The organism is Streptosporangium sp. NPDC020145 (genome assembly GCF_040631275.1).
In the GTDB taxonomy this organism is placed as follows: Bacteria; Actinomycetota; Actinomycetes; order Streptosporangiales; family Streptosporangiaceae; genus Streptosporangium.
The window spans coordinates 64,658-85,195 of sequence record NZ_JBEXZT010000023.1 but is presented as its reverse complement, the minus strand read 5'-3'; the positions used below and the strand labels follow the sequence as shown (position 1 = coordinate 85,195).

General features: G+C 70.9%; 25 protein-coding genes. 10 read left to right on the top strand and 15 right to left on the bottom strand.

What is annotated here, in order from left to right:
* Positions 1–251: 251 nt before the first annotated feature.
* Positions 252–869: a DUF6461 domain-containing protein gene (locus ABZ463_RS31595; RefSeq protein WP_362781641.1), complete on the bottom strand. Its 618-nt coding sequence runs from the start codon at positions 867–869 to the stop codon at positions 252–254.
* A 147-nt stretch (positions 870–1,016) separates the two neighbouring features.
* On the opposite strand from ABZ463_RS31595, the gene ABZ463_RS31590 reads away from it, so the two are divergent.
* Together ABZ463_RS31590 and ABZ463_RS31585 are read left to right on the top strand one after the other, a co-directional pair.
* Positions 1,017–1,517 carry a DUF6010 family protein gene (locus ABZ463_RS31590; RefSeq protein ID WP_362781639.1) on the top strand — a complete coding sequence of 167 codons (501 nt, stop codon included), beginning with the start codon at positions 1,017–1,019 and terminating at the stop codon, positions 1,515–1,517.
* A 59-nt stretch (positions 1,518–1,576) separates the two neighbouring features.
* A complete protein-coding gene (locus tag ABZ463_RS31585; protein ID WP_352011184.1) occupies positions 1,577–1,723 on the top strand; it encodes a hypothetical protein in 147 nt (48 codons plus the stop codon).
* Positions 1,724–1,849: 126 nt separating this feature from the next.
* Here ABZ463_RS31585 and ABZ463_RS31580 read toward each other — a convergent pair whose 3' ends face one another.
* The 6 genes from ABZ463_RS31580 to ABZ463_RS31555 all read right to left on the bottom strand — a co-directional run bounded on the left by ABZ463_RS31580 (position 1,850) and on the right by ABZ463_RS31555 (position 6,760).
* Entirely contained in the window at positions 1,850–2,227 is a 378-nt protein-coding gene (locus ABZ463_RS31580) for a DUF742 domain-containing protein (protein ID WP_352011185.1), read from the bottom strand.
* The gene (locus ABZ463_RS31575) at positions 2,224–2,613 is read right to left on the bottom strand and encodes a roadblock/LC7 domain-containing protein (protein WP_184725372.1); all 390 of its coding nucleotides are present in this window, start codon (positions 2,611–2,613) and stop codon (positions 2,224–2,226) included. The genes ABZ463_RS31580 and ABZ463_RS31575 overlap by 4 nt, the downstream gene beginning before the upstream one ends.
* A gap of 66 nt (positions 2,614–2,679) precedes the next feature.
* Complete coding sequence (locus tag ABZ463_RS31570) at positions 2,680–4,893, bottom strand: nitrate- and nitrite sensing domain-containing protein (protein ID WP_352011186.1); 2,214 nt, start codon at positions 4,891–4,893, stop codon at positions 2,680–2,682.
* Positions 4,894–5,036: 143 nt separating this feature from the next.
* Positions 5,037–5,699, bottom strand: a complete 663-nt coding sequence (locus ABZ463_RS31565) for a DUF998 domain-containing protein (RefSeq protein ID WP_362781636.1) — start codon at positions 5,697–5,699, stop codon at positions 5,037–5,039.
* A 223-nt stretch (positions 5,700–5,922) separates the two neighbouring features.
* Positions 5,923–6,144: a hypothetical protein gene (locus ABZ463_RS31560; RefSeq protein WP_352011188.1), complete on the bottom strand. Its 222-nt coding sequence runs from the start codon at positions 6,142–6,144 to the stop codon at positions 5,923–5,925.
* Positions 6,145–6,313: 169 nt separating this feature from the next.
* On the bottom strand, positions 6,314–6,760 hold the full coding sequence (locus tag ABZ463_RS31555) for a MarR family transcriptional regulator (protein WP_362781633.1): 447 nt from the start codon (positions 6,758–6,760) through the stop codon (positions 6,314–6,316).
* Positions 6,761–6,835: 75 nt separating this feature from the next.
* Here ABZ463_RS31555 and ABZ463_RS31550 point away from each other — a divergent pair, with 75 nt between their 5' ends.
* The gene (locus ABZ463_RS31550; RefSeq protein ID WP_362781631.1) at positions 6,836–7,345 is read left to right on the top strand and encodes a VOC family protein; all 510 of its coding nucleotides are present in this window, start codon (positions 6,836–6,838) and stop codon (positions 7,343–7,345) included.
* A gap of 213 nt (positions 7,346–7,558) precedes the next feature.
* On the opposite strand, the gene ABZ463_RS31545 is transcribed toward ABZ463_RS31550, so the two are convergent.
* Positions 7,559–7,990 carry an Rrf2 family transcriptional regulator gene (locus ABZ463_RS31545; RefSeq protein WP_362781629.1) on the bottom strand — a complete coding sequence of 144 codons (432 nt, stop codon included), beginning with the start codon at positions 7,988–7,990 and terminating at the stop codon, positions 7,559–7,561.
* A gap of 169 nt (positions 7,991–8,159) precedes the next feature.
* On the opposite strand from ABZ463_RS31545, the gene ABZ463_RS31540 reads away from it, so the two are divergent.
* Positions 8,160–8,921 (top strand): ankyrin repeat domain-containing protein, encoded by a 762-nt coding sequence (locus ABZ463_RS31540; protein WP_362781627.1) that lies wholly within the window; start codon positions 8,160–8,162, stop codon positions 8,919–8,921.
* A 266-nt stretch (positions 8,922–9,187) separates the two neighbouring features.
* Here the strand turns inward: ABZ463_RS31540 and ABZ463_RS31535 are convergent, their stop codons facing one another.
* The 6 genes from ABZ463_RS31535 to ABZ463_RS31510 form a co-directional block, all read right to left on the bottom strand.
* Entirely contained in the window at positions 9,188–9,673 is a 486-nt protein-coding gene (locus ABZ463_RS31535) for a hypothetical protein (RefSeq protein WP_362781626.1), read from the bottom strand.
* 243 nt (positions 9,674–9,916) lie between these two features.
* The gene (locus ABZ463_RS31530) at positions 9,917–10,810 is read right to left on the bottom strand and encodes a bifunctional 5,10-methylenetetrahydrofolate dehydrogenase/5,10-methenyltetrahydrofolate cyclohydrolase (RefSeq protein ID WP_352011194.1); all 894 of its coding nucleotides are present in this window, start codon (positions 10,808–10,810) and stop codon (positions 9,917–9,919) included.
* A complete protein-coding gene (locus ABZ463_RS31525) occupies positions 10,807–11,427 on the bottom strand; it encodes a cyclodeaminase/cyclohydrolase family protein (RefSeq protein WP_362781623.1) in 621 nt (206 codons plus the stop codon). The genes ABZ463_RS31530 and ABZ463_RS31525 overlap by 4 nt, the downstream gene beginning before the upstream one ends.
* 69 nt (positions 11,428–11,496) lie before the next feature.
* Positions 11,497–12,450, bottom strand: coding sequence for a DMT family transporter (locus ABZ463_RS31520; protein ID WP_362781621.1), 954 nt, complete (start codon positions 12,448–12,450; stop codon positions 11,497–11,499).
* 50 nt (positions 12,451–12,500) lie between these two features.
* Entirely contained in the window at positions 12,501–13,472 is a 972-nt protein-coding gene (locus ABZ463_RS31515) for an asparaginase (protein ID WP_362781619.1), read from the bottom strand.
* A 90-nt stretch (positions 13,473–13,562) separates the two neighbouring features.
* Positions 13,563–14,756 carry a cytochrome P450 gene (locus ABZ463_RS31510; RefSeq protein WP_352011198.1) on the bottom strand — a complete coding sequence of 398 codons (1,194 nt, stop codon included), beginning with the start codon at positions 14,754–14,756 and terminating at the stop codon, positions 13,563–13,565.
* A gap of 220 nt (positions 14,757–14,976) precedes the next feature.
* Between ABZ463_RS31510 and ABZ463_RS31505 the strand changes: the two genes are divergently transcribed.
* The 3 genes from ABZ463_RS31505 to ABZ463_RS31495 all read left to right on the top strand — a co-directional run bounded on the left by ABZ463_RS31505 (position 14,977) and on the right by ABZ463_RS31495 (position 16,855).
* The gene (locus ABZ463_RS31505; protein WP_362781616.1) at positions 14,977–15,606 is read left to right on the top strand and encodes a TetR/AcrR family transcriptional regulator; all 630 of its coding nucleotides are present in this window, start codon (positions 14,977–14,979) and stop codon (positions 15,604–15,606) included.
* Positions 15,607–15,896: 290 nt separating this feature from the next.
* Complete coding sequence (locus ABZ463_RS31500; protein ID WP_352011200.1) at positions 15,897–16,550, top strand: sigma-70 family RNA polymerase sigma factor; 654 nt, start codon at positions 15,897–15,899, stop codon at positions 16,548–16,550.
* 41 nt (positions 16,551–16,591) lie between these two features.
* Positions 16,592–16,855 (top strand): zf-HC2 domain-containing protein, encoded by a 264-nt coding sequence (locus ABZ463_RS31495; RefSeq protein ID WP_352011201.1) that lies wholly within the window; start codon positions 16,592–16,594, stop codon positions 16,853–16,855.
* Here ABZ463_RS31495 and ABZ463_RS31490 read toward each other — a convergent pair.
* Positions 16,796–17,140: a zf-HC2 domain-containing protein gene (locus ABZ463_RS31490; protein WP_362781613.1), complete on the bottom strand. Its 345-nt coding sequence runs from the start codon at positions 17,138–17,140 to the stop codon at positions 16,796–16,798. The two genes, ABZ463_RS31495 and ABZ463_RS31490, sit on opposite strands and share 60 nt — an antisense overlap.
* A 133-nt stretch (positions 17,141–17,273) precedes the next feature.
* On the opposite strand from ABZ463_RS31490, the gene egtA reads away from it, so the two are divergent.
* Genes egtA through egtC form a run of 3 tightly spaced genes read left to right on the top strand, consistent with a single transcriptional unit; the run spans position 17,274 to position 20,518 of the window.
* Positions 17,274–18,500 carry an ergothioneine biosynthesis glutamate--cysteine ligase EgtA gene (egtA, locus tag ABZ463_RS31485; protein WP_362781611.1) on the top strand — a complete coding sequence of 409 codons (1,227 nt, stop codon included), beginning with the start codon at positions 17,274–17,276 and terminating at the stop codon, positions 18,498–18,500.
* On the top strand, positions 18,497–19,807 hold the full coding sequence (gene egtB / locus ABZ463_RS31480; RefSeq protein ID WP_362781609.1) for an ergothioneine biosynthesis protein EgtB: 1,311 nt from the start codon (positions 18,497–18,499) through the stop codon (positions 19,805–19,807). Before egtA ends, egtB begins: the two co-directional genes overlap by 4 nt.
* Positions 19,808–20,518 carry an ergothioneine biosynthesis protein EgtC gene (gene egtC, locus ABZ463_RS31475; protein WP_352011205.1) on the top strand — a complete coding sequence of 237 codons (711 nt, stop codon included), beginning with the start codon at positions 19,808–19,810 and terminating at the stop codon, positions 20,516–20,518. It begins immediately after the preceding gene.
* Positions 20,519–20,538: the final 20 nt, after the last annotated feature.

Below are 20,538 nucleotides of genomic sequence, written 5' to 3'. Positions count from 1 at the left end.
CTCATCACCCTGAAGGGTTCGCAACGCGGCGACCGGCCCGCGTTCTTGCAGTACTCCGGTGTCACTCATCACCCTGAAGGGTCCACAACTCCCCACCTTGTGGACGGTCACCAGCCGGGGGCGAAGAAGGGGGTGGTGGGTTCTCTCCAGGCCAGGGTGTACAGGAGGAAGGCGTTCAGGGCCATCGCCAGGACGGTCACCAGTACGGCGGGGCCGACGTCCGGTGGGTCGGGGAACCCTCCAGGGGGCCGTCAATCAGGGTCGCCGGCCGGCACGACATACGTGGTGTGTGTGGCCTCCAGCCATTCTCTGTCGATGCGGTGGCCGACCATTCGGCCGATCGCGGTCAGGGCGGATGTGAGGCTTTCACCGGGCTCGACGGCGGGTTCTCCTGGGATGTCGTCGTCGATGTTGAAACGGAGACCGTAGAGGTACGGGTCGAGGGCGTTCGGATCGGTGCCGGACCGTTCGCCGGTGTCGAAGATGTCAATGACCGTGATCAGCTTCCCATCTTCGGCGTATTCCAAGGTGCTCTCACCATGAAGATCCCAGCGGATGGCCAGAGCGCGCCTGCCACATCGTGACAGCGCGAGCAGCGCTTCATCCTCCGTGGAACGGTGGTCACCGATGACCAGAATCCAGTCACCGACCTGCCCTGCCAGCAGACCTGCCGCCTCTTCGCCTCCTCCGTCGGAACCCGTCCCCCACCCGAGAAAACCGTCCCGCGTCCCGGAGGCCGGATCGCCGTTCAAAATGACGACCGCTTCCTCGACAGGGATGGACTCCACCCAGACGGCGTGGAACTGCTGCATCGAAACGTCACTGGGATCGTACGAGCGGAGCAATTGATACAGGTCGTCTGCCGTCACGGATTCAGCCTCCTCCGCGAATCATTCTGCCCGGCCTTTCAGGGCCGTACGGCCCGCGTACGGCGCACCCGGCCAAACGCGTGAGACCTTCCCGGAACTCCGGCCCGGTCGCCGACGACTCCTGAGGTAAAGGCAGGAGGGCCGAGCATGGGCGGGCGGGTGTGGGTGAAGGCCGGGTGGGCGCTCTACGTCGTGGTGGTCATGGTGGCGATGTCGTACGCCATCGGGGCCGTGGCGCGGGCCGGGCTGCTGGTCGTGGCGGCGGCGCCGTTGGGGGTGGTGCTCGTCCTGGCGCTGTGCCGGTTGCCCGGCAGGACCGAACTGGCGGCCTGGAGCGCCGTCACCGTGGGGATTCTCGCGCCGACCTACCTGGCCGGCGGCGGGGTGGAGTACGCGGCGTCCGGGGTGGTGGTGGCACTGGCCCTGCTGGGGGTGTTCCGGTCGCCGTGGTTCCTGGTGGCCGCCTGGGTGCTGCACCCGGTGTGGGACGTCGTGGTGCCCCGTCATCTTGAGCCGCCGCTGACCGACCTTCCGACGGCCTGCGTGCTGTACGACCTGCTGGTCGCCGGTTACCTGGCCTACCGCGCCCACCGTGGCGGTTTCGCGAAGGGCGTCAGGTCACCCGAGGAGGCGGGAACCCGGGGCTGAGGCCGTCGCGTTCTCCAAGAGTCGTCTCTTCGAGGAAGCGGACTGTGACCGGAGGAAGCTTGGCACTCAGGGCACGTTATCTCCTGAACGCGGCCCTCGCCGTGGTCGTCCTGGTGCTGACCATCTGTATCGACGGGATAGGGCTGACCGCCCTGTTCGGCGTGATCGCCGTACTGTTCTTCCTGGTCTGCGCGTTCAGGGCGTAGCCCGAAAAGACCTGAGAAGCCGGGAGGAGCTTTCCCCGTGCCCTCCGACGGTGCACGGGGCCTCCGAAGTCGTCCTGGATCGTACGGCCGGCCACCCCACCCCCGCCGGGCCGTACGGGAAGGACGTTACAAGGCCCGCAGGCCGCTGATCACCTCTCGCAGCAGCCCCTCCGCGGGAGAGGTGTTGGCGGGAAGCGGGGAGCGCACGAGGATCAACCCCTGGTCGAGCAGGTCGCCGAGGAGGACCTTGATCACGCCGATCGGCAGGCCCGACTCAGAGGCGACCTCGACGATGGGCCTGGTGCGCTTCATCAGGCCGAGCAACCGCCGGTGCTCCGAGCCCAGGTGTGAGCCCGCGGAGATCACCGAGCCGTTGGCGACCACCATGGACAGCAGGTCGAACGCGGACGAGGACGTCGAGGTCGCGGTCCGGCCGCCGGTCAGCGCGTAGGGACGGACGACGGGCCCAGCCTCCTCGTCGACCCACTCGACGTCGTCGCTCATTGGCCCGCCACCCGGGGTGCGGTGGCCAGATGCTGGCCGACACGGGTCACGAGGCGGGCCATCTCGTAGGCGATGAGGCCCACGTCCGCGGCGCCGCTGGTCATGACGGCGAGACAGCTGCCCTGGCCCGCCGAGGTGACGAAGAGGAACGCCGAGTCCATCTCCACCATGGTCTGCCGTACGGCGCCGCCGCCGAACTGCATGCTTGTCCCCTTGGCGAGGCTCTGGAAGCCGGAGGCGACGGCCGACAGGTGGTCGGCGTCCTCCTTGCTCAGACCTCGGGAGGAGGCCATCATCAACCCGTCGTTCGACAGGATCAGCGCGTGGGAGACGTCCGCCACACTCGTGACGAAGTCATCCAGAAGCCAATAAAGCTCACCCGGCACGTGCTCAAACCCCTTCCCCTGTGACGATCACACTCGGTGCGATCCTCGGTTCACTACCCCAGCTCATCATTCGGCACCGCCGTCCTCGCTCTCGGCGCGTCCGCGCCGCCATCCCGACTGGAAGGAGTTCAGCAGCGCCCGAGCCTCCTCGGGCGAGCGCTCGGTGGCGCCTGAGGTCTGGTCGTTCTCCTGGCGCTGGTCGTCCTGGCGCAGGCCCGGTGAGAGGTTCGCCTGGCGGACCCTGCGGGGCAGCCCGGTGCCGCGCCGTACCGACGACTTCCACAGGTCCGCGGGGACCGGCAGCACCGGTTCGGTGAACCGGGGCTCCGCGGACACCGGGGGCAGCGCGGCGACCGGCGGCATGTGCTCGGCCCTGAGCGGCACGACCGGCTCGACGGGCTCCGGGTCTCCCAGGAGGTGCTCGGGAAGCAGGATGACCACCCCGGTCCCGCCGTACGGCGAGGGCCTCAGCGTCACGTTGACCCCGTAGCGGGCGGCGAGCAGGCCGACGACCGCGAACCCGAGGCGGTCGGTCTCCGACGGGTCGAACTCGGGCGGGCTGGCCAGGCGCTCGTTGATGGAGGCCCGCTTCTCGGCGGTCATGCCCAGGCCCCGGTCCTCGATCTCGATCGCGAACCCGCGGCCGACCAGCTCACCGCGGATCGACACCTCCCCTCCCGGAGGGGAGAAGACGGTGGCGTTCTCGATGATCTCGGCGAACAGGTGCATCATGTCCGCGACCGCGCTGCCGATCAGGGTGGTGCCCGACATGGGGTAGACCCGCACCCGGGCGTAGTCCTCGACCTGGGCGGCGGCGCCGCGCAGCACGTCCTCCATCAGGACGGAGGAGCGCCACTTACGGCCGGAGGCCCCACCGGACAGGATGACCAGGCCCTCGGCGTGGCGACGCATGCGGGTGGTCAGGTGGTCGAGCAGGAAGAGGTTCTCCAGGGCGGCGGGGTCCTCGGCCTGCTTCTGCATCCCGTCGAGCAGTTTGAGCTGACGCTGCAGCAGGGACTGGCTGCGCCTGGCGAGGTTGCGGAAGGACTGGGCGACGCCCTCGCGCAGCTTGGCCTGGTCGACGGCCGACTGCATGGCGCGTTGCTGGACGCTGTCGAAGGCGGCGGCCACGTCGTGGACCTCCGCCGTGCTGCCCAGCGGTTCGAGCGGCGGCGCCTCGACACCGACGTCCACCGGCTCGCCCCTGCGGAGCTTCTCCATGACGCGGGGCAGGCGCACCTCGGCCACCTCCATGGCGGCCCTGCGCACCCCGGCGAGCTCACGGGTGAGCCCGCTGCCGACCCGGTAGGAGACCAGCAGCGAGGCGACGACGGCGACGAGACCGAGCGCGCCCGCGATTCCCGCCCTGGTGAACGTCGTCGCGGCGGACGGGGCCGCCCGGTCGGCCAGGGAGAGGGTGACGGCGGTCAGCGCCCGCTCGTAGACGGCCTCCAGGTCGTCACCCGCCGAGCGCCACTCGGTGGCGGGGATGAGCTCCCCCTCCTGGATGGTCTCCTCGAAGCCGGTGTACCTGGTGTAGATCGTCGAGGTCATCATCCCGGCGAACGGCAGGCGCAGCCTCGGCTCCAGGTCGGGCAGGGCCTGTTCGAGAAGGAAGACCCGGTTGGTGGCGAGCTGGTTGAACAGCTGCAGCTCACTCGGCGACATCGGGCGGCCCAGGCCCAGCACCCCGGCGGCCAGCGCCCGCTCGCGGCTCATCAGGTCCTTGGCGTAGCTGACCATGCCGAGGCTTCGTGACTGCTGGAAGAGCGGCAGGTCGTTGTTGAGGCTCATGATGCTCGACAGCCGGTTCAGCGCGTCGGGCACCAGGGAGAAGTCCCTGGAGAGGCCGACGAGGCCGATCCTGCCGCCGTCCACCTTGACGCGGGTCCCGTCGAGGGCGTTGATCCGGGTCATCACCTCGTTGAACCGGATGCGCATGTCGGGGGTCATCGCGGACTTGGCCGACTCGGTGTTCGTCCGCTCGCGGAAGCGCTGGCGTGCCTGGTTGGTGATGTTCCGCTGTACGGCCAGGGCCGACCTGGCCGAGTCCGTGCGGGAGGCGAGGTACTCGGCCGAGAGCAGGTGTTCGTGCTGCAGGGCGTTGTTCAGCTCGTCACCGGGTTTGCCGACCGTGTCGTACAGGGTGGAGACCGTGAGCAGGCTCATCGAGTCGCCGACCGTCACGGTGGCCGCGAATCCCCACAGGGCGAGCAGCGAGATGATCGGGATCGCCAGGAGTGCCGAGATCTTGAACCTGATGGGTCTGCTCGATGCCATGTCACCTCATCGGTTCGGTCCCGGAGCGCCGAAGTGGGGGGCTCCGGACGACCTCTAGATCGCCGACGAGGATAGCACTGACAAGCCTGTGTATTCGTATCCTATTTGTGACATGTCATGAATTAGTAAAGCAAAGTGACAAGTCAGCCGAGGGCGGCCTGGGACGCGCGGGCGGTCCTCCCGGCCCGGCTCAGGTGCGCCAGCCGTACGGCGAGCACCGCGACCAGGGCGATCTCGGCGGCGAGCAGCACCCACTCGGCCAGCCCGATGAAGACGCGGTCGCCGGGGAGCGCCACGTAGGTGACCGCGACCAGCCCGAAGCCGCAGGCCAGCGCCAGCCACTCGACCGGCCTGGCCACCGCCTTCCACCGCTCGTCCTCCCCGAGGCGCGTGACCATCAGCGCGCCCGCGACGGGCAGCGCGACGAACGCCACCGCCGAGGCGTAGCCGTGCACCTGGTCCCGCATCCAGTCGTCCAGGGCTCCCGCCGAGCCGGGAACGCCCGCGGGCACGAACGCCATGACGGTCAGGGCGCCGCTCCACACCGCGAGCAGGCGTTCGACCGCCGTCCCCAGCGGGGCCCTGGCCGCCCGCAGTCCCGCGACCAGCGCGAGGGAGGCGACCGCCAGTGAGATCATGGCCAGCTCGGTCGTCCCGTTGCCCTCGACCGCGGCGTACTCGCCGATCGTCAGGGCGAACGGGTCGGAGTGGGTGGTCGCGACGACCTGTCCCACGACCATGGACCCGACGGCCACCGCGATTCCGGCGCAGGCGACCAGCGGGTAGAGCCTTCTCAACGCGAGCATGCCCCAAGACTGTCCCGGAAGGGGCCCCTGACACATCCGGCGCCGCCCCTGATCCGACCCTGAGCCGCCCCTGATCCCGGCTCGTTGTGCACAGGCTGTGGACAACCACTCCGCACGCCCTGTGGAAACCCCGTACCAGCTGGGGAAAGTCATCCACAGGCCTGTGGACGGAAAGGGCCGCCCCGTGCCGCCTGTGGGCGGAGGCGGGACGGCCCACCCTGGTCTACAGCCCGGACGGGTCCCGGCCGACGCTGATCTCCTCCGCGATCCTGCGGATGCCGTGGTCGTCCATTCCCGGCACCCCGGCGAGCCTGCCGCGCAGGACGGCGATCACCTGGGAGACGTCGGCCCCCGCGTACCGGACCGCCACCTCGTGGACGGTTCCGAAGAGCGCGCGGTTCGCCTCGTGCTCACCGTTCGCCCGCCTCAGAGAACTCTCCGCCATCTCCGCATCCCCCTGTTGAGCCGATCGGTCGGGGGAAACGGTACGACGGACGGCCCCGGGACGGGGACGGACCCGGCTGGATTCTCCTTCTGTTCCCCGCCCCTTCCAGCGCCTCGACCGGGCCGGGCCGTACGGCACGGCGGGCGTGTCGCCGGACCGGCGAGGAGGTTCACCCCCGGTCGTCGAGCACCGCGGAGCAGATCTCCATGAGCCGCTTGACCTGCTCGGAGTCGACCCGGTCGAACAGCACGCGCCGTACGGCCTCGACGTGGCCGGGGGCGGCGGCGGTGAGCGCGGCGAACCCCTCGTCGGTGAGCTCGGCCCAGCTGACGCGACGGTCGGCGGCGCAGGGCACGCGCCGTACCCAGCCCCTCTCCTCAAGACGGGACACCGCGTGTGAGAGCCTGCTCTGCGAGGAGTTGAGTTCGGTGGCCAGATCGCTCATCCGCATCCTGCGATCCTTCGCCTCGGACAACTTCACCAGGATGATGTAGTAGGTGTGCGGCATACTTGAGTCGCGTTGCAGCTGGCGGTCCAGTTCCTCGTGGATGAGCTGCGAGGCCCCCATGAAAGCGCGCCACGCGCGTTGCTCTTCGTCGTCAAGCCATCTGGTCACGAGGCCCACTTTACTTGAACTTTCAAGCATATGAGGATAGTGTACTTGAGAGTTAAAGTTTCTCGGGGAGGAAACATGCCGGTCCAGCGACTCAACCACGCCGTCCTGTTCGTTCGCGACGTCGAGCGCAGCGTCGCCTTCTACCGGGAGGCCCTCGACTTCCGGGTCGTCATGGGCGGCCAGGGCTCGGCGTTCCTGCAGGCCCCCGGATCGAGCAACGACCACGACCTCGGCCTGTTCGAGATCGGCGCCCAGGCGGGCCCCTCCGGCGCCGGGCGGACGACCGTCGGGCTCTACCACCTCGCCTGGGAGGTCGACACCCTCCAGGAGCTGGAGCGCATCGCGGTCAAGCTCACCGAGATGAACTCCCTCGTGGGCGCCTCCGACCACTCGACCACCAAGGCCCTGTACGCCAAGGACCCCGACGGGATCGAGTTCGAGGTGTCCTGGCTCGTGCCCGCCGACCTGATCACCGAGGAGACGATGCGGGGCCGCAGCCACATCAGGCCCCTCGACCTCGCCAGGGAGAAGGAGCGCTACGGCGCGCAGACCCGGGGCGGCCTCGGGGTCTCCATCCCCGTCTGAGACACGGAGGGCCCGGCCGCCCCCAGGGGATCCGGCCGCCGGCGCCCGGGACCCGACCGCCCTCCGGGGACCCGGCCACCCGCCGTGGTCCGGCCGGACCTTCAGAGGGCCCGGCCGACGTCCGGGGCCGGGTTCCGGCACTGCCGGCACGCCCCGGTCCGTCAGGGAACCCGGCACGGAAAGCGCGGTGACGGCGCGCCCGGCATCCGTCCCTCAGGCCGTCTGCCGCCGCGGGACCTCGGCTCCCTGGGACTCCAGGAGGGTGGCGAGGCTGACGCTGTCCACCACGGCCCCGATGGAGGCCTCGACGTCCAGCCAGACAGCGCGCAGCGGCACCGCCTCGCCGAAGTAGACGACGTCGGCCGTCGAGAAGCCCCGCACCGAGGTGAAGCCGCCGCCGACCGCCCGCAGGATGTCGCCGACGAAGACGGTCTCCGCCCTCCTGGCCAGCGTGAACCCGCCCTCGTTGCCCCGCTGGGCGAAGACGAGGTTGGCCCGCCGCAGGTCGGTCAGGATACCCCTCAGGAAGCTCGGCGGGATCTTCTGAGCCCGGGCCAGCGTCTCCGCGGTGACCGAGGCCGGGTCATGGGCCGCGATCACCAGCATCGCGCGTATGGCGTAGTCACTGCGGGCCGTGACATGCATCCGAAGATCCTCCCGATGACGTGAACCGATGATCGGCGACCTCTGGGCGGGGCTCAATAAATCTACTATCTCTATGGGTTAACCATGAATTATCGCCACAGTCAGAAATGGAGATCATCACCGGGAAAACCCATAGATCACCGACACTTCGCCACGCACAATGAACCGCATGACAGGGGAGCGACTGGTGACGGCCGCGGCGACCGGGGACGCCGAGACGGTCGGGCGGCTACTCGACGACGGCCTGGCCCCGGACACACCCGATCCGTACGGCTCCACGGCCCTCTACCGCGCCGCCGTACACGGGGACGCGGGCATCACGCGGCGGCTCCTGGCGGCCGGAGCCGACCCCGGCCTTGAGAGCGGGGGCGAGCACGAGGGGCTCCCGCTGTGCGCCGCCGCGTCCTGGGGACACGCCGAGACGGTGACCGCGCTGCTCGACGGCGGCGCCGACCCCGACCAGCGGGAGCACGCCGAGGAGAACGCGATGACGGCCCTGCACTGGGCCGTGGCCGGTGGGCACCTGGCCGTCGTCGAGGCCCTGCTCGCCCGGGGCGCCGATTCCGCCGTCCGCGACTCCGCGGGCGGCACCGCCCTCTGCCGTGCCGTGACGTACGGCGCGGCGGCCGTCGTCAGGGCGCTGCTCGACGGCGGCGCCGATCCGGAGCTGCCCGACGGTCAGGGGCGGCGCCCGGTCGAACTCGCCGAACTGCGCGCCGGGCACGACGTCGAGGCCGAGGCCCTCGCGCGGGCCACGGAACACGCCCCTCCCGGGGCGCGGATCACCGTCCGCCGGGAGGAGGCCGAGGGAGGGGACGCGTTGCTCGTGGTCGAGGTGCGCGACGCCACCGGCGCCCCGCGCTCGGAGTCACGCACGGGCACCGGCCAGGCCGAGATCCTCGACCTCCTGCGAACCCGTACGGCCTCATGACCCACCGGCCGTACGGGCTCATCCCGGCGAAGAACGCGAGCGGCTCCGGCGGGACATCGGGTGGTCAGCGGTTCGGCCGCGCCGCGCGCCGGGCGTCTCGTCTCACGCACCGTTCACGCGCCATGAGGATCCTGACGGTGCGGGCGGAGTCCACCGCCCTGGTGAACCCCGCCCGCACCACCGCTCAGGGAACACAGACGGTCACGACCGCCACGCCGGACCGCCCTGCGTCCGGTCGCTTCCGCCCTGCGAGGAGACCGGCAGATCTAGGGGCATTCGCCGCCCCACCGCTGGTCGGACAGGATTTGGTAGAGGGATGAGCGCAAATACACCCACGACCCCTGGTTGAGGGTCGTCCCCACGTTGAAGTGCAGGCACTTGGTCTTCCCCGCGTGTTCGAAGTAGTAGTGGTCGAGTCCGCGCTTCGCGTTTCCGTTGTTGACGACGTAGTAGGACGTGTTCGCTTTCAATCCGTAGTGGCTCAGCGTGCCGTAGGACGAGTCGACCATGTCGTTGTCCGCCAGGCTGCCCTCATAGAGGCAGACCTGCCCGGAAAGGCAATCAGCCAGGTTGTCTCCGGCCAGTGCGGTGCCCTGCGTGACCGTGAGCGCGAGTACTCCCGCCACGAGGGTGACGAACGCGACGCGGAAAGGCCCGGCACCGAAGGACCTGCGCCCCGACCGGATTCCGGATTCGACGTTCACGGCCGCGGCGCCCGTCGTCGGCGCGTCCACGATGGTTGGTTTTCTCATCAGGATGTCTCCTGTCGGCCGCCTGGAAAGGTCGGCCCGCCGAGCGGATAACGGCAGGCAGGGGCCAGTGTCAGCGGCCGACGGATTGTCTGGAACCCCGATTCGCCACCTGGACAAAACCAATCGCGGTACTGACGGGCGCGGAGCCGGCCCATTCCACCGGGCCCGGGATCGTCACCCGGTTCCGGTCTGGACGGCGGCACGCGCGTCGACGGCCGTCGCCTGGTGTGAGGGCCGAAGGAGTCACCGGCCTTCGGTCAGCGTCTCCGCGGCCTGGACCGTGTGGGCCAGCAGGAGGGCGGTGGTCACCGGTCCCACGCCTCCCGGCACGGGTGTCAGCGCCGAGGCCCTGGTCGCCACGGCGGGGTCGACGTCGCCCGCGAGGCCGCCGTCCTCGGTCTGGTTCGTGCCCACGTCCACGACCACCGCGCCGGGCCGTACGTGGTCGGGGGTGACGAGCCCGATCCGGCCGACGGCCGCGACCAGGACGTCGGCCGCCGAGGTGACCGCGGCCAGGTCGGCGGTCCGCGAGTGGCACACGGTCACCGTGGCGTCGCGGTCGAGCAGCAGGTGGGCGGCGGGCTTGCCGACCACCGTCGAGCGGCCGACCACGACCGCGTGCCTGCCCGCGAGCGGGACGCCGTGGTGGTCGAGGAGCCTGACCACCGCCTCGGCGGTCGCGGGTGCGAAGGCGGGCAGTCCGGCGGCCAGGCGGCCGAGGGAGAGCGGGTTGGCGCCGTCGACGTCCTTGGCGGGGACGATGGCCGAGGCCAGGTCCTCCAGTTTCGTCCCCTTCGGCAGCGGGGTCTGCAGGATGATCCCGCTCACCCACTCGTCGGCGCTCAGCGCCTCAAGACGGTCGCGGATCTCGCCCGCCCCGGCCCTCGGACCGAGATCGGCGACCTCGCACTCGATGCCCACCTTGCGTGCGGCGTTCACGATGGAGCGCACGTACCAGGCGCTGGCCTCGTCGTCGGTGGCCGTGACGACGGCCAGGCGCGCCGGGCGTCCCCGGGCGGCGAGGGCCGCCGCCCGCTCCGTCGCGTCGGTCCGGATCGCCGTGGCGAGCCCCCGCCCGGACAGCTCCCGCGCCGAACCCGCCGAACTCCCCGCACCCGACAGACCCTCGGTACTCATCGGCTGATCTCCTCGCGGACGGTCGCGGTCACCCGGTCGGCGTCGGCGGCCAGGGCGTCGACCCCGGCGACCCTTCCGGCCAGTTCGGCGCGGACCGCCTCGTCCCGGATGCCCCCGAGGTTGATCTCGACGTTGACCCTGGCCGTGGTCGCGGCGGCCCTGGCCGCCTCGGCGGCTGCGGCCACGTCGGTGATGACGTTGCGGTTGCCGACGGGCAGCAGTTCCCCGGCCAGCTCGACCAGGCGGCGCGCGACGTCCACGGTCTCCGCGGGTGGCCCGGCCGCGGCGGCCAGCGCTCCGGCGATCGCCGCCGAGCGGGCCGTACGCTCCTGGTCGGTCTCCTTCGGCAGCCGGTAGGCGTCGGTGACCGCGGTGAACGCCGCCGCGTCCTCCTCGGCGAGTTCGAGCGCGCGTTCCCGCAGCGTGTCGGCCTCCGTCAGGATCCGCCCGATCAGCCGCTCGTGCCCGGCCTGCTTGGGGCCGTCGCTGTAGCGGGCGACCATGCCCAGCAGCGCGGCGGCCTGCGCGGCGTGCAGGGCCGCACTGGCTCCCCCGCCGGGGGCGGGTACCCGGGCCGCCAGGCTCCGCAGAAAGTCACCGATCGTCTGGTCTCGCATCCGCGCCTCCCGAGTCACCCGGGGCGGGTGCGCCCCCCGTCCCCGTGGATCACGCAACGGGCTGACACGTTACCGGGACCGTACCGCCCGCACCGAGGACGGGGTGGTGGCACGCGGGCCGCCGCGGGAGACGGCGACGCCCGCCAGGCACAGCAGGCCGCCGGCCAGGGTCAGCCAGCCGGGTACCTCGCCGAGCACCGCCCAGGCCATCAGGACCACCAGGGCGGGAACGATGTAGGTGGTCGCGCCCATCTTCCCCGCGGTGGTGCGGGCCAGCGCGTAGGCCCAGGTGGTGAAGGCCAGGGCCGTCGGGAAGACGCCCAGGTAGACGACGTTCAGCGTGGCGGCCAGTGGGGCGGCGGCGACCTGCTCGACCAGCTGCCCGGCGAACGGCAGGCAGACCACGGTGCCGACGAGGCAGCCGAAGGTGGTGACCTGAATGGCGGAGCCGTGCCTGAGGGCGGGTTTCTGGCAGACCACCCCGGCGGCGTACGTCACGGCGGCGAGCAGGCACAGCAGGACGCCCAGGATCGAGGCGCGGCCCGCGCCCGACATGGAGACCCCGACCACGGCGGCCCCCGCGAAGGAGACCGCCATCCCGGCCAGCAGACGGCGCGGGAAGCCCTCCCGCAGCATCCAGCCGCCGAGGAGCGCGATCAGGATGGGGCCGATGTTGACGAGCATGGCCGCGGTTCCGGCGTCCACCTCGTGCTCGCCCCAGTTCAGGGCGACCATGTAGAGGCCGAACCACAGCACGCCCGAGCCCAGGATGCCGGGCCAGGCACCCCGGGACGGCAGTCCCCCGCCGCGCGCAAGCCAGATGACGAGGAGTACGGCCGAGCCCGCGAGCAGGCGACCGAGGGCCAGGGCTCCGGGGCCGAAGTACTGGGCGGCGTCGCGGATGGCGACGAAGGCGGAGGCCCACAGCAGTACGGTGACCCCCGCCGCGGCCAGTGCCCGGCGGTCGATCCGGTCGTCCGATGTAGTGATTTGCCCCGTACCCGAACCAGCGGTCTGTTCCATACCCGAACCCTAGGATGTGGACATTTCACTCCACATCTAAGTTTCCCTGCTCAAAGTCTGGCGAACCAGTCGCGCACCGCGTCGACGCCGCCCGTTCCGAGGGCGACCATCAGCGCGACGCGCGCCTTGGCCGGGCTGAGGCCGTACGCGCCGACCGCGCCCACCTTGGCGGCCAGGACGGCGCCCAGGCCCAGTTCGTCGAGGGGCGCCCTGCGGGTGCGGGCGCGGGAGGTGACGACCACCGGGATGCCCCACCCGGTCAGCTCGTCGATCGCGGTGAGCAAACTGACCGGTATGTTCCCCGCACCGGTTCCCTCGATCACGACGCCCCTGACGCCCGCGTCCACGAGGGCGGTGAGCGCCGCGGTGTCCATGCCCGGGTAGGTCTTGACCAGGGCGACGTCCGTCTCCGGGTCGCCCGCGACCGTCGGCGGCCTGCCCGGTGGGAGCGTGGAGATCACGGCCCGTCCCCCGTGCACGTGGCCGAGCACCGGTTCGGGGGCTGAGGACATGGCGCACACGCCCGTCGCGTCGGTCATGGTGACCCAGCGGGCGGCGTGCAGTTCGTCGTTGACGCACACGACGGCGCCCACGCCGCACAATGCCGGGTCGGCCGCGGCGGCCAGGGAGGAGGCCAGGTTGCGCGGGCCGTCCGGCGACAGGGCGTCGAAGGGTCGCGTCGCGCCGGTCAGGACGATCGCGCCGTGGTGCGCGGCCCGCCCGGCGAGCAGGTCGGTGAGGAAGGCCGTCTCCTCGACGGTGTCGAGACCGTGGGTGATCACGACACCGTCGAAGCCCCGGTCGAGAACGGCCTCCCGGGCCTTGCGGGCGAGCAGCAGCATGGTCGAGGGGGACATGTCCCAGCTCGGCTCCGCCTGGACGTCCTCGGCCACCACCTCGGCCGTGAGCGTGCCGGGCGGCAGTGTTTCGAGGAGCCGCGCGCCCGAGGCCACCCCTGGGCTGCGGGGATCGGTCGAGTAGGCGATGGTGTCGCCGGTCGCCAGCAGCAGCACACGCCCCACCGCACGGTCCCTTCGGTTCTCCGAACTGTTCACAGCCTTTATAGCCCATAGATAACCCCATATGGGGTTATCTATGGGGTCATTCGGTTTCTACCAGGCGACCGGCAGCCGGTGCACGCCGTAGATGGCCATGTCGGAGCGCATCGGCACCTCCTCGGCCGGTACGGCGAGGCGCAGGCCGGGCAGCCGTTCGAGCAGGGCCGGGATGGCGATGCGCATCTCGTTGCGGGCGAGCTGCTGGCCCAGGCACTGGTGGATGCCGTGGCCGAAGGACAGGTGTCCGCCCGACTGCCGGAAGACGTCGAAGTCGTCCGGCCGCTCGAAGCGCTCGGGGTCGCGGTTGGCTGCGGGCAGCGAGACCGTCACCGTCTCACCGGCCCTGATCGTCTGCCCCTCGATCTCCACGTCCTCGACGGCGCCCCTGACCGTGAAGTCGATGATGCTCAGATAGCGCAGCAGTTCCTCGGCGGCCCCCGCCGCCAGGGAGGGGTCGGCACGCAGCGCCGCCAGCTGCGGGGGGTTGCACAGCAGCGTGTAGGTACCGAGCGCGATCATGTTCGCCGTCGTCTCGTGCCCGGCGACCAGCAGGAGCAGGGCGATCCCGGTGATCTCGTCGTCCGTCAGCTCGTCGCTCTCCGCCAGGCCGCCGAGCAGGTCGTCGGTCGGCTTCGCGCGCTTGCTGAGCACCAGTTCGTGCAGGAAGGTCAGCAGGTCGGTCACCGCCGCCAGCTTGCTCTCCTTCGACTCCTCCCGGCTGACGATCACCGCAGAGTCGTGCTGGAAGCGGTCGTGGTCGGTGTAGGGGACACCGAGCAGCTCGCAGATCACCAGCGAGGGGATGGGCAGCGCGAACGCGCTCACCAGGTCGGCGGGCGCCCCCTGACGCTCCATCTCGTCCAGCCGCGCGGCGACGATCTTCTCGATCCTCGGTTCGAGCTGCCGCATCCTGCGCACGGTGAACTGGCCGGTCAGCAGCCGCCGCAGGCGGGTGTGGTCCGGCGGGTCCATCCGCAGGAAGAAACCGGCGGGCATCGGAAGCTGCCGCTGTTCGACCATGTGCGGCAGCGCCGGGTGCTGGGCCTCGACCCGGCTGCTGAAGCGGTTGTCGGCCAGGATCGCGCGGACGGCCGAGTGGCTCGTCGCCAGCCAGCCGATGTGGCCGTCGGCGTAGGTCATGCGGCGGATCGGGGCCTCCTGGCGCCAGACAGCCAGCTCAGGAGGTGGATCGAAGGTGTCGTGACGAGCCACGGAGAGGGTCACGGGGCCGAGATCGGCTTTGTGCACAGCGTGCTCCTTCGAAGTGGGACGCGCATGTTCGCCTCCACAAAACCTCACTGAGAGAAAAATTGCAACCCATGAAGATAAGCGTTCGATGCAGTATTTTTTCACCCGGCGTCGTCCGCCCCGGGACCGGTGGGACGCCTGACCATTGCGCACACAGGTTTGACCACCCCAAAACCGGCGCTTAGCTACGTCCACCTGCGACAACGACTTGAATCGAACCATGACTTCTGCGGATGAGCAGCAGAGCGAGGCGGTCATAGAGTTCGCGACCCGGCTTTTCGCCGCGTTCGGGTATGACGGCACCACCCTGCAGGGACTGGCAGAGGCCATGGGCTTCGACCTCGAATGGCTGCACGAGACGTTCGGCGACAAACGCGCGCTCTACCTCGCCGTCATCGAGCGGACGAGCCGGGCCCAGCGGAGCGTCGTCGAGGGGGCGCTGGCGTCGTTGCCCGCCCGCGACGCCGCCGGGGTCGCCGGGGCCATGCACGCCCTCGTGGACGACTACCTGGAGCTGTGCCTGTCCAACCCGCAGATCCCGGCGCTGTGGATGCACCGCTGGCTCGGCGACGCCGCCGACATCCCCGACCTGGAACAGCGGTACGCCATCCCGATCATCAACCTCACCCGGGACGCGCTGCGCGCCGCCGTCAGGGACGGGCTCATCGAGGGGGACACCGACCTGGACCTGCTGGTGCGGACGCTGGCCTGGAGCATGTACGGCTTCCTGCACGGCGAGGCCCTGGCCCCGCCCGATCCGCCCGATCCGGACAACCCCAGGACGACGCCCCGCCTGCGGGCCCACCTCCACCAGTTGGTCGACCGCATGCTGCGGCTCCCCGAATCCTGAGAACGTTTCACCAACGGACGGGAAATTTCAGGAACGTCCCGAAATAACGGTGTAACACCTGGGCGCGCCGGGGAACCGTACAGCCTGGACCGCACCCTCTTCGGTGCCTTCTTGCGCGTTCCTCCGGCGCTCCCCCGCGGCCCCCGCGGGGAGGTATCGGACCGGCCGTGGACGGGAACCCTCATCCTCGCAGTCGGTGGCGCCTCGGGGGCGCCGGACGGTCCAGGCACCTTCTCGTGTCCACGGGCACGAGAGCGGCGTCCCAGACGCCCGACCGCAAGGAGGCGATCGTGGAGTCCTTCACGGGCAGCAGGCTCCCCCCGGATGACGTCGTCGTCGCGGCGCTGCGCGCCGGGGACGAGGCGATGTTCGCGGCCCTGCTGGACACCTGGTCGAGGGGCATGCTCTGGCTCGCCCGCTCCCACGTGTCGACCAACGACTCCGCGGAGGAGGTCGTGCAGGACACCTGGCTGGCGGTGATCAGGGGCATCGACGGCTTCGAGGGTCGCTCCTCCGTGAAGACCTGGGTCTACCGCATCCTGGTCAACACCGCCAGGAAACGGGGGCTGCGCGAGAACCGCACGGTACCGTGGAGCAGCGCCTTCGAACATCGGGAGGAGCCGGTCGCCGACCGGTCGCTCTTCCAGGGGCCCGACGACCCGTTCCCCGGGCACTGGAAGAACGTCCCCTCGGCCTGGTCCACCCCCGAGGGCGAGGTGCTGGCCGCCGAGGTGCGCGACCTGATCGCGGCGGCCCTGGCTGAGCTTCCCCCACGACAGCGCGCCGTCATCACACTTCGCGACGTCGAGGGGTGCACCTCGGAGGAGGTCTGCGAGATCCTGGAGATCTCCGCGGCCAACCAGCGGGTTCTGCTGCACCGCGCCCGCGTGGCGGTGCGCGGACGCCTGGAGGATTATTTCGAGACGGCGAGGCGGTCGGCGTAGTGAAATCGGTTCGGTTCAGAGACGGTAAGGCGTTTCACGTCGTGAAGCGGTTCAGTTGCGACGAGTGGGTCGAGCTCGTCACCTCCTACCTGGAGGGCGGCCTCGACGAGTCCACCCGGCACGTGTTCGAGGAGCACCTCGCCGCCTGCGAGTGTTGCGGACACTACCTGCACCAGTTCCGCGTGACGGTCACCGCTCTGGGCGCCCTGCGACCCGAGCCGCTGCCAGGTCAGGCGCGTGAGCGGCTACTGGCCGCCTTCCGCGACCGGCGGGACTCCAGGGTCGAGGAGCCGCGGAGCTCCTGAGGACGGCACCGGGAAGAGCCGCCCCCGCGACGGGCCCTGCGACGGGCCTTCGGGTGGGCCGAAGACGTCGCACAACCGGGTGAGCACCTCCTGCGGGATGTCCTCCCCGCCGAAGGCCCGCAGCACCTCGACCGTCACCCGGACCCGCTCAAGAAGGTCCGGGCACAGAGCGCATCCGGCCAGGTGCTCCTCGAAGCGCCGCCGCGTCCCGGCGGGCAGGGCCTCCTCCAGATAGGCCGTGACGAGGCCCCCGGCCTCCCGGCAGCCCAGGCTCGCCCGTCTCATCGCAGCCCCCCGTTCCATACGGGACAGTCCCCCGGGGCCGTCGAACCGTTACACACACCCCGAAAGTCCCCCTGTAACGCCTGCACGCCTCACGGGTCTATAGACCGTACACATCAGGCGAAAAGGGGGGACGATGGCCAGTCTTGTGGCCGAGGACACGCCGATCCGGAATGCCTCCGATGTGGAGGCCTTCGCGCAGGACTGCTTCCTCGGCGCCGCCGGGGACGAGGTGGGGGTCGAGCTGGAGTTCCTGGTCTTCGACCGTACGGCCACCGACGACCAGGTTCCACTGGACAGGACAGCCGACGTTGTGCCGTCGATGGACGGCGGAAGCCGGGTGACGTTCGAGCCCGGCGGGCAGCTCGAACTGTCGGGACCCGCGGGCCCGCTGCCCGAGGCGATCGCCCGGATGCGCGCCGACGTCGACGCGACCCGCCGGGCGCTGAACAGGACCGGTCTGGCCCTGGCCGGGGTCGGTCTCGACCCCGTACGGCCCGCCAGACGGCAGTTACACCTGCCCCGCTACGACGCGATGGCCGAGTTCCTCGGCCTGCCGTACGGGGCGTTGATGATGTGCTCGACCGCGTCGATCCAGGTCAACCTCGACCTGGGCGACAGACCCTCGGCGCGCTGGGAACGCGCCCACCGGCTCGGCCCCGTCCTCCTGGCCGCCTTCGCCAACTCCTCGCTGCGCGAGGGACGGCCGTGCGGATGGATGTCCGGCCGTCAGGAGGTGTGGGAGAACCTCGACCGCACCAGGACCGCCCCCGTCCAGGCCACCGGCGACCCCGTCGCCGACTGGGCCGCCTATCTCCTCGACGCCCGGCTGATGCTGGTGCGCGAGGACGACGACCACTACCGCACGATCCGCGACGGCTCGACCTTCCGCGACTGGCTCGACGCGCCCGTTCCCCCGCCGACCCTGGCCGACCTGGCCTACCACGCCACGACGATCTTCCCTCCGGTACGGCCCCGCGGCTGGCTGGAGATCCGCTACCTCGACGCCCAGCACCCGGCGAACTGGCCGGTGTGCGTGGCCGTCACCCACGCCCTGGTGATGGACGACCGGGCGGCCGACACGGCGCTGGCGGCGGCGGAGCCGTACGCGGGGATGTGGCGTGAGGCGGCCCGCTGCGGCCTCACCGACCCCCGGCTGCGCCAGGCGGCCGAGGAGTGCTTCCGCGCCGCCTGCGAGGCGCTGCCCAGGCTCGGTGTGGACGGCGCGCTGGCCGCTCAGGTGGCCGCCTACACCGACCGCCACGTGACGACCGGGCGGCCCCCCGCCCTCGACCTGCTGGACATGGCCGCAGAACCGGGACCGCGCCTGTCGGCCTGGTTGACCGAGGAAGGACAGGCATGAACGACTTCAAGGAGCGCATCGCCGCCGAACTGACCGCGGTGCGCGGCCGGTCGCTGGCCTACACCGACGCCGAGGACGACCTGCTGGTCAGGCAGCACTCACCGCTGATGTCGCCGCTGGTGTGGGACCTGGCGCACGTCGGCAACTACGAGGAGCTGTGGGTGCTGCGGGAGGCCGGGGGCATCACCCCGCTGCGCCCCGAGATCGACGACCTGTACGACGCGTTCAAACACCCCAGGAAGAACCGACCGAGCCTGCCCATCCTGGGACCCGCCGAGGCGCGGCGCTACATCGAGGGGGTACGGGGACGGGTGCTCGACGTCCTCGACCGGCTCGACCCGGAGAGCCCCGACCCGCTGCACCGGGACGCCTTCGTCTTCGGCCTGGTGATCCAGCACGAGCACCAGCACGACGAGACCATGCTCGCCACCTGGCAGCTCTCCGGGACCGCGGGCCTGATCCGCGACGGCGAGCTGCCGTCCGGCAAGCGGTACGGCCCCGAGGAGGTGTTCGTGCCCGCCGGGCCGTTCACGATGGGGACGGACACGTTGCCGTGGGCCTACGACAACGAGCGTTCCGCGCACCGGGTCGACCTGCCCGCCTACTGGATCGACCGGCTGCCGGTCGGCAACCGCGCCTACGCCGACTTCGTCGAGGACGGCGGCTACGACGACCCGCGCTGGTGGAACCCCCAGGGGTGGGCCTGGCGGCGGGAGACGGGCGCCTTCGCCCCGCTGTTCTGGACCAGGGACGGCGACACCTGGTGGCGGACCCGGTTCGGCAGGCCGGAACCGGTGCCCATGGACGAACCCGTACAGCACGTGAGCTGGCACGAGGCCGACGCCTACGCCCGCTGGGCGGGCAAACGGCTGCCGACCGAGGCCGAGTGGGAGAAGGCCTGCGGCTGGAACCCGGAGGCCGAACGGGCCAGGAAGTACCCGTGGGGGGACGACGACCCGGACCCCGGGCTGGCCAACCTCGGGCACCGCGCGGCACGTCCCGCCCCCCTCGGCGCCTACCCCGCCGGGGCGAGCTTCTACGGCGTCGAGCAGATGATCGGGGACGTGTGGGAGTGGACCTCCTCGGAGTTCCTGCCCTACCCGGGCTTCCGCAGCTTCCCCTACCGCGAGTACAGCGAGGTCTTCTTCGGCGGCGACTACCGGGTGCTGCGCGGCGGCTCGTGGGCGGCCGACCCGGCCGCGGTCCGCACGACGTTCAGGAACTGGGACCACCCCATCCGCAGGCAGATCTTCACGGGCTTCCGCTGTGCCCGGTCCGTGTCCGCCGAGCGTCTGGAGCACCGATAGATGTGCCGCCACGCCGCCTGGCTCGGCGCTCCCCGGTCCGTCGCCTCACTGGTCAGTGAACCGGAGCACGGCCTGCTGCGGCAGTCCTACGCCCCGCGCATGCAACGCCACGGCCTCATCAACGCCGACGGCTTCGGCATCGGCTGGTACGACGCCGGCCGCGCGGAACCGGTCCGCTACCGCCGTTCGGTCCCCATGTGGGCCGACGCCAACCTGCCCGCCCTGGCCGAGATCGCCCGCTCAAGCTGCCTGCTGGCGGCCGTACGGTCGGCCAGCGAGGGCATGCCGATCGAGGAGAGCGCCACCGCGCCCTTCGCCGACGGGGCGTGGCTGCTCAGCCACAACGGCCGCGTCGCCCGAGGCCCCGTCAGGGAGCTGGCGGGCGACGCGGGAGCGGAGAGCACCTGCGACGCCGCCTGGGTCGCCGCCGCCGTCTTCGTACGGCGCCGCGCCGGCCTCACCCTCGGCGACGCCCTGTCCGAGGTCGTCGTCACCGCCGGGGCCAAGGACCCCGCCGGGCGGCTGAACCTCCTCGCCTGCGACGGCTCCTCCCTCGCCGCGACCACCTGGGGGGACACGCTCTTCCTCAACCTCGAAGACGGCGTGCTCGTGGCGAGTGAACCGCTCGACGACCGGTCCGGCTGGCAGGCCGTACCGGATCGGAGTCTGGTCCTCGCGTCCATCGACGGCGTGCGCGTCCAGCCGCTGTGACCTGCGACATCCAAGGAGTC